General features: G+C 33.7%; 16 protein-coding genes. All 16 read right to left on the bottom strand.

All coding sequences use genetic code 11. The features are described from left to right. Positions 1–220: 220 nt before the first annotated feature. Positions 221–562: an arsenate reductase family protein gene (locus ACW2QF_RS05480; RefSeq protein ID WP_455714987.1), complete on the bottom strand. Its 342-nt coding sequence runs from the start codon at positions 560–562 to the stop codon at positions 221–223. A gap of 138 nt (positions 563–700) precedes the next feature. Continuing rightward, a complete protein-coding gene (spoIVA, locus tag ACW2QF_RS05485) occupies positions 701–2,194 on the bottom strand; it encodes a stage IV sporulation protein A (RefSeq protein ID WP_455714988.1) in 1,494 nt (497 codons plus the stop codon). Between the two features lie 209 nt (positions 2,195–2,403). Beyond that, positions 2,404–2,814: an acyl-CoA thioesterase gene (locus tag ACW2QF_RS05490; RefSeq protein ID WP_455714989.1), complete on the bottom strand. Its 411-nt coding sequence runs from the start codon at positions 2,812–2,814 to the stop codon at positions 2,404–2,406. Between the two features lie 26 nt (positions 2,815–2,840). Further along, positions 2,841–4,085, bottom strand: coding sequence for a glutamate-5-semialdehyde dehydrogenase (locus tag ACW2QF_RS05495; protein ID WP_455714990.1), 1,245 nt, complete (start codon positions 4,083–4,085; stop codon positions 2,841–2,843). 14 nt (positions 4,086–4,099) lie between these two features. Then, on the bottom strand, positions 4,100–4,483 hold the full coding sequence (locus tag ACW2QF_RS05500; RefSeq protein ID WP_455715003.1) for a 5-formyltetrahydrofolate cyclo-ligase: 384 nt from the start codon (positions 4,481–4,483) through the stop codon (positions 4,100–4,102). Further along, entirely contained in the window at positions 4,471–4,653 is a 183-nt protein-coding gene (locus ACW2QF_RS05505; protein WP_455714991.1) for a hypothetical protein, read from the bottom strand. The genes ACW2QF_RS05500 and ACW2QF_RS05505 overlap by 13 nt, the downstream gene beginning before the upstream one ends. Before the next feature lie 33 nt (positions 4,654–4,686). Next, a complete protein-coding gene (locus tag ACW2QF_RS05510) occupies positions 4,687–4,896 on the bottom strand; it encodes a DUF896 domain-containing protein (protein ID WP_455714992.1) in 210 nt (69 codons plus the stop codon). Positions 4,897–4,947: 51 nt separating this feature from the next. Then, positions 4,948–5,817 carry a glutamate 5-kinase gene (gene proB / locus ACW2QF_RS05515; protein WP_455714993.1) on the bottom strand — a complete coding sequence of 290 codons (870 nt, stop codon included), beginning with the start codon at positions 5,815–5,817 and terminating at the stop codon, positions 4,948–4,950. A 111-nt stretch (positions 5,818–5,928) separates the two neighbouring features. After that, positions 5,929–7,518 carry an NAD(P)/FAD-dependent oxidoreductase gene (locus tag ACW2QF_RS05520; protein ID WP_455714994.1) on the bottom strand — a complete coding sequence of 530 codons (1,590 nt, stop codon included), beginning with the start codon at positions 7,516–7,518 and terminating at the stop codon, positions 5,929–5,931. A 551-nt stretch (positions 7,519–8,069) separates the two neighbouring features. Next, positions 8,070–9,365, bottom strand: a complete 1,296-nt coding sequence (locus ACW2QF_RS05525) for an NAD(P)/FAD-dependent oxidoreductase (RefSeq protein WP_455714995.1) — start codon at positions 9,363–9,365, stop codon at positions 8,070–8,072. A gap of 65 nt (positions 9,366–9,430) precedes the next feature. Further along, positions 9,431–10,057: a BofC C-terminal domain-containing protein gene (locus ACW2QF_RS05530; RefSeq protein ID WP_455714996.1), complete on the bottom strand. Its 627-nt coding sequence runs from the start codon at positions 10,055–10,057 to the stop codon at positions 9,431–9,433. 63 nt (positions 10,058–10,120) lie between these two features. Further along, positions 10,121–11,764: a putative polysaccharide biosynthesis protein gene (locus ACW2QF_RS05535; protein WP_455714997.1), complete on the bottom strand. Its 1,644-nt coding sequence runs from the start codon at positions 11,762–11,764 to the stop codon at positions 10,121–10,123. Positions 11,765–11,787: 23 nt separating this feature from the next. Then, complete coding sequence (locus ACW2QF_RS05540) at positions 11,788–12,903, bottom strand: DUF3048 domain-containing protein (protein ID WP_455714998.1); 1,116 nt, start codon at positions 12,901–12,903, stop codon at positions 11,788–11,790. A gap of 4 nt (positions 12,904–12,907) precedes the next feature. Beyond that, positions 12,908–13,411, bottom strand: a complete 504-nt coding sequence (gene ybeY, locus ACW2QF_RS05545) for an rRNA maturation RNase YbeY (RefSeq protein WP_455714999.1) — start codon at positions 13,409–13,411, stop codon at positions 12,908–12,910. Positions 13,412–13,414: 3 nt separating this feature from the next. After that, the gene (locus ACW2QF_RS05550) at positions 13,415–14,473 is read right to left on the bottom strand and encodes a PhoH family protein (protein ID WP_455715000.1); all 1,059 of its coding nucleotides are present in this window, start codon (positions 14,471–14,473) and stop codon (positions 13,415–13,417) included. Then, the coding region (locus ACW2QF_RS05555; protein ID WP_455715001.1) for a sporulation protein YqfD at positions 14,448–14,804 on the bottom strand (357 nt) is incomplete at its 5' end. The genes ACW2QF_RS05555 and ACW2QF_RS05550, both read right to left, overlap by 26 nt.

The raw sequence follows: 14,804 nt of genomic DNA on the forward strand, positions 1-14,804 counted from the left end.
ACGTAGCAACATGAGTTGTTTTATTCTATTTGTTACATAAATGTTAAATATGTTACGAGATTATTATACCAATACTTATTAAATTTGTCAACTATATGTCAAATCTTTTTAATAATTATGTTAGATATACTATGAATTAACATAATTAGTTGCATTTTGGTAAATAGGGATCAAAATTATTACAAAACTAATACATACTTATCATATATTTACATATACTTTAGTCCCAAGTTTTCCATATGTCAGGTTCGTAACCTACGGTTGCTTTTTTACCATTTCTAACGATAGGAGTCTTAAATAATTTAGGATTCTCTAATAACTTTTCCTCCTTATCTTCCTCAGCAAGATATTTAATCAATAGGTAGGTTTGTTGGTCTTTTGTTTTTTCATCAATCAGCTTGTCCATCCCACCAACTGCCTGTTTAACACTATTATATTCACCTTTACTCATTCCCTTTTGCGCCATGTCTATAAATTGAAATGGAATATTTCTTTCTTTAAAGTAACGCTGTGCCTTCTTTGTATCAAAGCATTTAGATTTACCAAATATCTGTATATTCATTTTAAACCTCCATAATAATACTAACTCTTATATCTTACTTTTCGTAATTATACATAGGAATCCGTTACATTGCAACTAAAAGAAAACTGCCAAATTAACAAGTTTATGACTTATTAATTCGGCAGCTATAAAGGGGTTTTAAATGATAATACAGATTAATCCTCCATTACTATCATTGATAACCTTTTGCAATGTCTCTTGTAACTTCACTTGACTTTCATCATTCATATTATGTGCTTTGTTGTTAATTCCCTCATCAACAAGCTGTTTAATGGATTTACCAAATATATTAGTATCCCAGATTCCTTCTGGTTCTTCTTCAGCACTTTCTTTAATGTAGTTAATTAAGTCATTGGCTTGTTCTTCACTACCTACAATCGGTGCGATTTCGGTCTCTATGTTGGCACGAATCATGTGTATTGATGGAGCAACCGCTTTGATTTTAACTCCGTACTTATTACCATGCTTAATTACCTCTGGTTGCTCAATTGAGATTTCCTCTCTCATAGGTGTAACAACACCGTAGCCTTTATACCGAACATCTTCCATCGCAGAACCAACTTTAGAATATTCATTCTTCTTTGCAGCTAACTCACGTAATGTAGCTATTAATTGATATTCTCCTTCGATCGGAGTTCCAATAAGGTCACTAAGAATTTGATAATAATATTTATCATCAAAGTCAACGAAAATCTTAACACTACCATCTTGCATAGAAACTTTGTCAATCTTACAACGTTTTATGTATTCAGAATCACATTTCACATTCTCAGATTTTACATCACGAATTAGATTAACCCGCTTCATAATGTCTTTAACACCATTAATCAAATCCATCTTAAGCCAATGGGTCTGTGGTAACATCTCTACCCATTTTGGAATGAAGAAATCTAATTCTGCAATTGGGAATTCGTTAAGTATCGTTTCCATGATCGCATTGATGTCATCTTTTCTTAACTGCTCACAATTAACAGGCATAACAGCAACATTATATTTCTCCATAAGTCTCTCAGCAAGAGCTCTTGTATCATCGGAATACGGTTTATTCGTATTAAGAAGTACAATGAAAGGTTTATTTATTTTCTTAAGTTCAGCGATTGTCTTCTCTTCTGCATTTAGATAATTTTCTCTTCTTAAATCACCAAAGCTTCCATCGGTAGTAACCACGATGCCAATTGTAGAATGTTCACTAATAACCTTTTGAGTTCCAAGTTCTGCTGCTTGGGTAAAAGGAATTTCATGATCAAACCATGGTGTCTTAACTAAACGTTCTTGTTCGTTTTCTATATGGCCAGATGCCCCATCTACCATAAAACCAACACAATCAATCAATCGAATATTAACGTTCGCTTCGTCTGATAAACTAATCTGTGCTGCTTCTTTTGGGATGAACTTTGGCTCTGTTGTCATAATCGTTTTGCCAGCTGCACTTTGAGGAAGTTCATCAATAGCACGTTCCTTACTATGAACATCTTCAATATTAGGAATAACCAGCAAATCCATAAATCGCTTAATGAATGTTGATTTTCCTGTTCTAACAGGACCAACTACACCGATATAGATCTCACCACCTGTACGGACCTGTATATCTTTGTATACATTATAGCCATTTGCTATAGAAATATTGTCCATGAATATACCCCTTCCATATATGTACATGACTTCGTCATTTGTACAATATATGCGAAAGAGATTTTTATTATACCTGTTTCCTTATATTTTCTTAATTAACCTTACTTCATGTCCTCCAAAAATATGAGACAAATTCTTTAAGGCCCCTTGTCTGAAATAGACAAGGAGCCTTTATTATAGGACAATAGAAAGTTTACATAACATGTTTTCTATTGTTTCACATATGAAACAGTCGTTTCATAAAAATCTCTATTCAATTTTTTCATATTAACTGGTTTGAATTGTTCATCCACGAAGCAATGTTCAGATTCTCCAACAGTTGTAATTTCATCTGTACCAAATTTCTTAATTTCATAACCTAATACCAACTTAATTCCATTAAAAGAGATTACTTTTGTTTCGATCTCAACAGTTTCTCCGAATTTAACAACCGTTTTATACTTACAACTTACACCAAGTACTGGTGATATAATTCCCATCTCTTCCATCTTATCATATGGAAATCCGATTTTTCCTAAAAAATCCATGCGTGCTTCTTCAAACCAACGCACATAATTTGAATGATGTACAATTCCCATCTTATCTGTTTCATAATACTTTACTTCGCGTATATAAGCCATTTTCCTATCTTCCTTCATAAGTATACTTATCTTATCTGTCCGTTACCCATAATGATATACTTAGTAGTAGTTAGTGCAAGTAATCCCATAGGTCCTCGAGCATGTAGTTTTTGCGTACTAATTCCAATCTCAGCACCAAAACCAAATTCAAATCCATCTGTAAATCTTGTAGATGCATTCACGTAAACTGCAGCTGCATCAATTTCATTCAAGAATTTCATAGAATTAGCATAGTCTTTCGTTATAATAGCTTCTGAGTGTTTCGTATTATAGCGATTAATATGAGTAATAGCCTCATCAATATCATTTACGATACGCAAGGATATAATTGCATCTAAGTACTCCATTCCCCAGTCTTGCTCGGTTGCAGGTACAAGTTCTTTACAAATCCTACATGCTTCTTCATCTCCGCGGATTTCAACTTGCTTAACGGCCAATCTCTTTTGAATAAGAGGAATGATTTCATTTGCAATATTCTTATGAATTACAAGTGATTCACAAGCATTACACACTCCATAACGCTGTGTTTTTGCATTCTCAATAATATTAAGAGCCATATCGATATCGGCAAATTCATCTATGTACACATGACAGTTACCTGTTCCAGTTTCAATAACAGGAATCGTGCTGTTCTCTACTACAGCTTTGATTAATCCAGCGCCACCACGAGGTATTAACACATCCACATATTGATTTAATCGCATGAACTCTGTTGCTGTTTCATGATCTGTCTTTTCTAATAATTGAATTGCATATTCACATAATCCACACTCTTTTAATGCATTCTGTATTACATTAACGATTGCTTTATTAGAATTAATTGCATCACTGCCCCCACGGAGAATTACTGCGTTACCTGTTTTAAAACAAAGACCAAATGCATCTGCAGTAACATTAGGTCTAGATTCATAGATAATTCCAACTACCCCAAGAGGAACTCTTCTTTGACCAATCTGAAGACCATTCGGTCTAGTTTTCATAGAAATTAATTCACCAATTGGGTCTTCCAAAGCTACTATTTGCTCTAAACCCACTGCCATTCCTTCAATACGTTCTTTTGTAAGACGTAATCGATCAATTAAAGATTCTTTCATCCCATTTTGTTTTGCATTAGCAATATCAATATCGTTTGCTCCTATTAATTCATTTGCATGTACTCTAAGTGCACTTGCAGCAGCTAATAAACCCTCATTCTTTCTGGTTACACCAATACGGTTCATAAAGCTAGCAGCTTCTCTTGCCTTACTACCTATCTCTTCTAGATAACTCATAGATCATACTCCTTTCATTCATCTGTTATGATACCATCTATTTTTTCATCAAAACTTTCTATATCAACATGTTCAAATACCTGAAAATCATATGCAAAGGCGATCTTTAAACCAATTCTATCAGAATACTTATGTATATAGCGGTCATAATATCCTCCACCATATCCAATGCGATTACCAGTCTTGTCAAATACAAGGCCAGGTACAATCATTAGATTAGAAGAGTTCCATTCAGGATTCTCACTTACAGGATTATTGACTATAGGTTCAAGAATCCCGAACGCCCCTTCTGATAATTGTTCTAGACTTGTTATCTCATGAAATTCCATTGTATCATCAATAACTTTGGGAACTGCTACACGTTTTTTATCTTCTAATATATGCTTTATAATTCCGATTGTATTAACTTCTTGATTATAGGATACATATAGATATTATTTGCTTGCTTATAATATGGTTGTGCAAAGAATTTGTCAGCAATTCGCTTGCTTCTTACTTCTATCTCATCCTCAGATAGATTTTTCTTCAATTCTTTGATATATCTTCTAATTTCATGTTTCCCCTTCATTCCCACTCACCAAATCTTTCAGTAACATTACTTCTAATGCTTCTTTTTCTTTGTTAATGGTGTAATCGTTCCATCTTCATTCTGGATAGAGATATTATCAAGTGAACTTTGAAGATCTGCTCTAATTGCAGCGATATAAGCACTACGTAATTCCGCTTGTTCTTTCTTTTCTTCTTCTGTTAAACCTACTTCTTTCATCTTCTTATATAATTCATTAATTCTTTTGATTGATAAATCGTCCATTTATATATCCTCTCTTACATTGCCTGTATTGTTTGTATACTATTAAGGTCTTTACTTATCTTTCGATGAGCTATATTGCTTCGTAGCAATATAATCTAATAAATTAAAATCTTCACTTTTACGTTGTTTGAATAAGGTTCCAATTGATTTGCCTGCCATTATATCATTGATAATGTAGACGTCTTCACCATTTGCAATAATCATATCTGTACCAGCATTAGTTGCAATCTTAGCAGCTGATAATTTCGTTGCCATCCCACCAGTACCAACACTGCTTGAAGATCCTTTACCCATTGAGCATAACTCGTCTGTTAATTCTTCCACTACATCTATGAATGTAGCATCGGGATTTTTACGTGGGTCATCTGTATACAAACCATCAATATCAGACATTAATATTAATAAATCTGCATCGATTACAGAAGCAACAATTGCTGATAACGTATCATTGTCACCGAATTCTAGTTCCAATTCATCTGTACTAACAGTATCATTCTCGTTTACTATAGGAATTACACCATAATTTAATAACTCCTCAAATGTATTTCTTGTATTCGTTCTACTTATATCATTAATCATTGTATACTTAGTCATTAAAATCTGGGCAGGAACTTGATTATATTCTGCTAAAAGTTTTTGATAAACCATCTTTAATCTAGCTTGTCCAACAGCAGCACATGCTTGTTTTATCTTCGTCTGTGTGGGCTTTTGTGTAAGACCTAGAGTCTTTCTCCCAACAGCAATAGCACCTGAAGATACTAGAACAACTTCTTTACCTTGATTTCTAAGGTCTGATAAAACACGAACCAATTGTTCCACCTTCATCAAATTCAAGCTACCTGTTGCCGGATGAGTAATTGTTGATGATCCTATTTTAATAACAATTCGCTTTTTATCTTTTAAAAACTCTCTCTTGTTCATTCTAATACAATTCCTTCCCGCCATAGTTTGTTTATACTACCTAATTCATGTAGTTAAACGGTATAGCTACCAATAATAATAACACATTGACAAATTACTGGCAACTCTTAACTAGTATAAGGATTTATATTTATGCACAATCATCTCATAAACTTTAATTCCATCCATTGCTGCTGATGTTATACCTCCTGCATAACCAGCACCTTCACCGCATGGATATACTCCAGCAATATTTGACTCAAATGTTTCATTTCGTCTCATTTTAATTGGCGACGAGGTTCTTGTCTCTACCCCTAGCATTATTGCATCTGGTTTATCAAAACCTTGTATCTTTTTATCAAATGCATGCACCCCTTCAATGATTGACTGGCATACATAATCAGGTAAACAATTACGTATATTCGCCAAGGTGTACTCTCCTTTTAAATTTGGAGTCATACTTCCAAACTCTGTACTTGGTCTATTTGCTTCAAAATCACAGAATAACTGAACTGGTACTTTTCCCTTACCTTCTTTGTAGGCAAGACTTTCCCATTTTCTTTGAAACTCCATTCCTGCAAGTGGTGTATCACCATCAAAATCTTCTGGATTTACCGTTACAATAATAGCACTATTAGCATTCTTTTCAGCACGATCATAGTTATTCATGCCATTAACTACTAATCTTTCTTCTTGGCTGGAGGCATTTAATACAAATCCACCAGTAAACATACAGAAGTAATACACACCTCGACCGTTACTTGTTTGATGTGTTACTTTATATTCCGCAGCTGGTAGTGCTGTATAACTGTCACCATATTGGGAATAACTTATTAAGTCTTGCGGATGTTCCATACGAACACCAATAGCAAACGGTTTCGCACTTATATCAAATTGTTTCTTATAAAGCATCTCAAAAGTGTCTCTTGCACTATGACCAATAGCTAATACAAGCACTTCACAAGTGATATTTTCATTCCCATTAACTTCTATAGAAGTTAATTTATCATTATCAAAATGGATATCAGTAAGTTTTGTATTAAATCTTACTTCTCCACCTAATTGGATGATACGATTTCTCATAGCCTTTACAACACCACATAAACGATCAGTTCCGATATGCGGTTTATTAAGATATAGTATCTCATCTGGTGCTCCATATTCAACAAAAATACGAAGTACTTCCGTATTCCTTCCCGTTACATCTTTGACTAAGGTATTGAGTTTACCATCTGAGAAAGTACCAGCACCCCCTTCACCAAATTGAACATTTGATTCAGGATTTAACTTGTTATCTTTCCAGAATGCATTCACTGTTGCAACTCTCTTATCTACATCCTCACCACGTTCAATAACGATAGGCTTAAATCCATCTTCAGCAAGTTTTAATGCACAAAAAAGACCTGCTGGACCAGAACCAACAATAACAGGACGATGTTTCATGCTTTCAGTTCCATCTTTCACTGTTTGATAAACCATCTTCTTAGCAATAATTACATTCTGATTCTTACAACGATCTACTATCTTTTTCTCGTCCTTTACTTCAACTTCTATGGAATAGATATATAAAATGTCATTTTTCTTTCTAGCATCAAGAGAACGTTTTGCAATCTTATAACTTAAGATTTGTTCCTTAGACACTTTAAGAGTTTTAGCTATTTTATGTTCTAAATCCTCTTTTGTGTGGTTTATGTTTAATTTTAATTGATTAATCTTAATCATGTACTTATCCCTTCTTTAATTTATATCTTATTAGGATTTATAAATTCCGTAAGATGAACACTACGTTACGAAACTTTGTTATGCTACAGCACTTTATTGTACTACGAAACTTTATTATACTACTTAACTTTATTATAAGCGTTCTCATAATAAATGCTCTTAGTTTGGTTAATGATGAATAATCAAGAACATATTCATCACCTTACCTGTACTTGTGTTCAATAAAGTAGAACAGAAAACTCTCAATACTATAAATCTGCTTCTTAACTGACGTACTATGACTAAGAAACGATAGCGAAACATCTATAGTACTTCTTGGTGTGTACAAAACAACCTACGAATACGAGGCATGGAAGCCGAGCAATCTTTCGCTGAGGCAGGATGCCGAATCGAAGGCGCTTCCGCATCCTTTAGATAACTGTATTGTACACACATAGAAGTACTTAGATGTGTAGCGTGTTTCGTGTCATAGTGCGGCAGCTAAGAAGCTATGAAAATGTATAAAGAGTTTTGCACTCAATATCTATACTACACAAGTACATCGCAATACACTAAGAGGTACAAGCCACCCCTGCAAGATAACCGGTAGCCCATGCCCACTGTAAGTTATAGCCCCCGCAGATTCCATCAACATCAAGTAATTCACCTACTACAAATAATCCTTTATGAAGCTTTGACTCCAATTTGTAACCATCAATTTCAGTAGTATCAACTCCTCCAGCACAAACTTGAGCATTATCGAAAGAATTCGTATCCATAATCCTAACAGGGAAATTCTTAATTAGATGGGCTAGTTTCATTATATCTATATGATTTTTACATTGTTTTTCTGTCTGATACAATAACATCTGTATTAATTTCTGATTCAATAAGCCAATTAATGCTTCATCAGTTGTTTTGTATGTGCACTGTGTAATTCTCTGTTCTAACATTTCTTTCAAATCAGAAAAGGATACTTCCGGAAGAAAGTCTATAACAACTTGTACATCTTTCTTATCTAACAATGCTTTCCCAGCATATCTACTGATTTGAAATACCGGAATACCTGAAATACCGTAATTTGTTAACTGTAATTCTCCTTCTTCCGAAGCTACTTGTATTCCATCTATTAAGATCTGTAAACCGACATCACATCGAACTCCAGCAACCATTTCAAAGAAATCACCTTCTGCTTTTAATTGCACTAACGCTGGTACAACAGGAATAATCTTATGTCCTAGTTCTTTTAAGAAATAATAACCGCTTCCATCAGAACCTAATTTGCTTGAAGCCATTCCTCCAGTAGCTATAATCACTTTTTTTGCATGATAGCTACTATGATAAGTATCCACTGCCACTAATTTCTCACGTTTATTCTTAGTTGTATTCTTGCTATTCTTTTCTTTTCCCATCTTAGGTTCTGTAACCGTAACTATGGTATCAATTTGAAACCCATCTTCAATGGATTTTATTTTCTTCACTTCTTCATTACAACGAACTTCAACTTGTAGACGATTTAATTCCATAACTAGAACATCTACAATTGAGGCAGATTGTTCACTATTGGGATACATATATCCATTTCTTGATTTTGGAAAGATACCTAATTCTTTAAAAAACGTAATCGTATCCTTTTCATCAAAATGTGAGAATACCTCCTCAACAAATGGAATATTCTCACTTCGATAACAGTCAGTGGATTGATGTAAGTTGGTATAATTACATTTACCATTGCCTGTAGCCAATATTTTCTTTCCTAATTTCTCTTTATGTTCTAGAATGGTGACTTTTGCACCATTCCTTGCGGCAGAAATAGCTGCTACCATACCAGCAGCTCCACCACCGATAATAATGATTTCTTTCTTCACGCAGTACCTCCTGCTTAACATAGATAAGTTCAGTAATTTTCTTAACTTTATAAAAGGACTTCTTTCTAACTTGAATATCCTTCCAGTATCATATATAGTTCTTGTTCATCTTTTACATAGATTCCATCGTATAGTTTATTAATTTCTTCCTGTGGTAAATCTTTCGCTTCAATATTGGTATATTCAAAAACAGTTTTTTTATCACTGTAAAATACAGTTATATATCCATTCTGAATCACCATATAAAATGCATACATTGCATTCTCACTATTATAAGTCTTCTTTAATACGACTTTATTTTCTGAAAAAGATTCCACATTACAAGATACCAGCCCTTGACTTTGTTCGTCAACTGGGATATTTTTCATATAACTATCACAATATTCAACTAAATCTTCTCTTGTGTAACCAATTAATTCATCATTTACATTCTGATTCGTTGTAGTTGTAGTATCGGTAGCAACATCATATTTTTCAATAACCAAATTGGTAAATGGAGTTATTGTATCAATCTTTTTGGTATCTACAGTAGTTGCAGATTGTTCCACATTGTTCTTCATAGACAAGATATTAATTTCGTTGGCATTTCGATTAAATTGCTTGAGAGCTACAGAATAACTAAAATAAAAACATAATGTAAATATTATTGTTAAAGCAAAAAAACCACTGATAATAACATATACCCTTTTCATGTTTGTTCACTCCTTTGGGTATAGTTATTACCAGTTTTACATAATTTATACAATATATTAGTTTTATAATAAATGAATTTTCTTTGCTAATCTAACAATCAATTGTCCTTTAGGAAGTCCATACAATTCATCTTCTGTTACACCCCTGAATAAGATTAATAATGCGAAATAGGCTGCTGCAGCCACACCAATTGCCATAACTGTAGCAAAAGCATTAGACGGAATTACGAAATGAATACCTTTATATGCTAAGAAAGCTACTATACCCATCAAGAAAGAACAAATCGTTGGTATAATAAAACTTTGTATTAGTTCTTGACGGTAGCGTAATAATTTAGCTATTGAAATCCAGTTAAGTATACAAACAACTAATGGGAATGTAATGTTACCAATTACAAGTGCATAAGTATTCATATTGGTATACTTCAATAAAACTGCAACAATTGCAACATGAATTGCAAGTGAAATTGCAGAATGCTTAACTGGGATGCTCATCTTATTAATGCCTTGTAAAACAGCATTACTTATAGTTGATAAAGCGTAGAAAACAATTGCTATAGAACCAATCATTAATAAGTGTATGGCTAATTGTGCTTCAGTCTCGTCTTTTGTAGGAAATAGCATATTAAGTATTGGTTGGGCTAATACTGTCATACCAACTGCTGATGGTATGGCTATAATCATATTAAACTTAATTGCAACATGTATTTTCTTCTTAACTTCCCTATGTGCGCCTTGTACCCTTGCTCTCACAATTGCAGGTACCATTGATGCTGCTATTGCTGATGCAATTGCTACAGGCACATTAACTAAAATACTATATTTTGACGAATATATTCCTAATAAAGCAGAAGTTTCATCTGCTGTAAATCCTTTAGAATGCATAATATTTCCAAATAACGCATTGTCTAGCACTCCACTTAACTGATATACTGTTTGACTAAGAACAACCGGTGCAATCGTAATTAACATCATATTAAAAATAGATGGATAATTTTCAACTGGTGACATAGTATCTCTACGTATCTGCTTTTTCATAATTGGACGATAAGCAAAATAGACAAAACCCAAAAACAGTAACGCTGTACAAGAACCAACCACAGTACCTAATGTTCCACCAGCAGCACCATACGCCGCGATGTTTGCTGAAGCACTATTGGCTACCATAAAATTATAAGCTGCAAATACGCTGACAAATGCGTTAACAATTTGCTCCAATAATTGTGATGCACTGGTTGGCATCATGGTATTCTTTCCTTGGAAGTATCCTCTTAGAGTACCGATAATGGCCATTAAGAAAATATTTGGTGCTACCATACGTAGTGGTATTGCACTTCTTGGATATTTGAAAACTACTCCTGCTAAGAAGTCAGCTCCAAAATAAACGATTAATGATACCACTAATCCAGATATACCAGATATAATCATTGCTACTTTTAATACTCTATATGAATTTTTATATTCTTTCTTTACAGTATATGCAGCTACAAGCTTAGATACCGCTAGCGGCATACTGTAAGAAGAAATAATTAGCGCTAAGTTGTATACTTGAAATGCAATATTATAGTATCCCATTCCTTCCGAACCAACAATATTAGTCATCGGAACACGATACAACAAGCCGATAATTCGACTTAACAAGGAAGCAATTGCTAAGATGCCTCCTTGTACAATGAAATTATTCTGTTTTCTGTTTGTATAACTCATAATACGCTCCTATCATAGGTAAACTATTCGGATGTCTTATCCGAGAAAACTACACCGTTTTGACGATCTGTTGGGAAAATCGCAATGTAGGTCTTTCCAGGGTTTATTGTAAGAATATTACCATTTTCGTCGTAGTAATGCATCTTTTTAGTCGATTCATTCTTCTTCCATGTTATAGGAACTGCTTTTCCATTTGTTACATAATAGCCTTTTCCTGATGAATTCTCAATATCCATTGTTTGATATCCATTTTTATCAATATTCCACTCTTTTACATATTGAACAATAATATTCTTAAAAGCTAATTGTTCTTTTGTATTGTAATCAATATGTTTTTCTCCAAATTGATAACGGTAGTATAATTTATCGTCGCTGTTATAAACTAGATAAGGACTTGTAAAATTAGAAAAATTTAATGTTACTTTATTAGCATTCGTATCACTCTTCAAATCTGTATCTTCTGTATAGAAAGTAAAGTGATTTTCAGAATCTTCTCTATAATCCGTGCGATAGTTTAGTTTCTCTGTTCCTTTTTTGATTCCTTCATAACTAGCAAAAGCATTATGCGGTGCTTTGATAGAATTATCTCTATAGAAAACCGTAGTACCAATTCCAGATAAACCACTTAAATTGTCTACTCCTAATTGTTCTATTTTAGATGTTGCATATTTCGTTTGCCCATAATGAACGAAGATTGCATCATATTCATCCGCAAAACTTACGAAATAATGTCTAGCACTTCGTACTGATCCAATTCGATCGGTAGAGAATTGTTCAAAGATTCCCATTAATCTAGTAATACCACCCTCTACAATAGCTTCATAAAGGATTGATGCTTCTGATGTACCACTTTGTGGAGAGGCTATTGAGTGATTATTAAACATAACTGCATAAGGTCGTTTCGTTCCCACTTCTTCAGGTACCCACTCCCCAGTTAGTTTACTAATTACCATACCATCATGATTTTCCTCTTTTACAGGTTCTTCTTCTGGTTCTTCTATTTTATCAGCAATATCTAACCCATCAAGTTGTGTTATCTTATCTGCAATCCCTTCTGGTTGCTTATCCGTTTTCTTCTTGCAACCAACTAACAGTAATGCAAAGAGAAGGATTAATAGCATACTTTTGTATTTTCTCATCCACTTACTCCCTCACAATTCCTAGTTTATTCAGTATCTCATTCTGCTTTTCTTCCATAACCACACGTTCTTCATCAACCATGTGGTCATATCCAAAGAGATGTAACATACTATGAGCTGTTAAGAATGCAAGCTCTCTTTTATTTGAATGTCCATACATATTTGCTTGTTCCACTACCTTCTCAACAGAAATAACGATATCACCAAGAAGTAGTTCTCCTGAGTCTGGATTAAAGTAATAGTCTGGCTCTTCTTGTTCAATCAAAGTAAAATCAGCTGGTGCTTCATACTCTATCATAGGAAATGATAGTACATCTGTTGCCTTGTCTATTTGTCTATTATCAAGATTTATCTGACGTATGGTTTCATTATCAGTAAGTACTACACTTACCTCAATTTCATATGGACATTTCTCATAATCAGATGCCATTTCCACAACACTTGTTATGATCTTCTCATAGTCAAGATCCAATGGTATCTCTGTCTCATACTCAAAGTTAATTGTCATTACTTAAGACCTTACCTTTCTGATTTTCTTCTTATGATTATCATGATTATCACGGTACTTTTTATTTTTATCCTGACCATCTTGATAATCCTTTTGAGTTGTTTGAACTTTGGCCTCATAATCATCATAAGCCTTAACAATCTTTTGTACCAACGGATGACGAACAACATCTTGACTTGTTAAATAACAAAAACCAATGTCTTCGACTTTTTTAAGCACTTTAATTGCATGATCCAAACCAGATTTCTGTCCTGCTGGTAAATCCTTTTGTGATAGGTCACCTGTTATAATTACTTTTGAACCAAAACCAATACGTGTTAAGAACATCTTCATCTGTGCAGGTGTGGTATTCTGCGCTTCGTCTAAGATAATGAACGCATTATCTAATGTACGTCCTCTCATATACGCTAATGGAGCAACCTCAATTAAGCCTTTCTCCGAATTTCTTACATAAGATTCTGCACCCATTATTTGATATAAAGCATCGTATAATGGTCTTAGATATGGATCAACTTTACTCTGTAAATCTCCAGGTAAGAAACCCAACTTCTCTCCTGCTTCAATCGCAGGTCTAGTCATAATGATCTTATTTACTTCATTATTCTTAAATGCAGTAATTGCCATTGCCATTGCTAAATAAGTCTTACCAGTTCCAGCTGGTCCAATACCAAATACAATCATTTTTTTACGAATTGCATCAATATATGTCTTTTGACCAATTGTTTTTGGTTTAATTGGTTTTCCATTAATGGTATGACAGATTAAATCAGTATCAATATCAACGATAGCTTGTTCATTATTATCCATTCCAAGAGCAAGTGTATAATTCACTTGCTGCTCAGTAATTTCATTTCCTCTTCTTGAAAGTTCTAATAATTGTGAGAACACACTTTTTGCTTTGGCAACGTTAGAATCTTGGCCAATTACCTTAAGCGCCCCATCTCTCGCTACGATTGTTACATTTAATGTTTTCTCAATAATTTTAATATAAGAGTCAAACTGACCAAATACATTCTTGGTATGTTCTACTGGTATGTCAATCATTGTTTCCACTATACTCATCAGTATCCAAATTCCTCCACTCGCTGTCATCTATAGATCGATAGGTAGTTGCGTTTTCCTCTACAATGAGTTTGCCTGAAGTTACACATTTTTTCCCTTTGATCTCTATTTTAACATTATTTTCTAAGATTGTAACCCCATTTTCAATTAACTTATCAATATAAAGTTGCAGTTTTTCACCAGCAATTTGATTCGCCTCTTCATTGGTATAGACAGAAGGAATCAATTCATATTCTTTATAATAGGTTGTAGTTAATGAAATAGGTAGATAAAAATTCTTTCCTATCCTTAATTTTTCATCATTGTCAATTATATCATACTTCTTATAGAC

This window comes from Anaerosporobacter sp. (genome assembly GCF_965301125.1).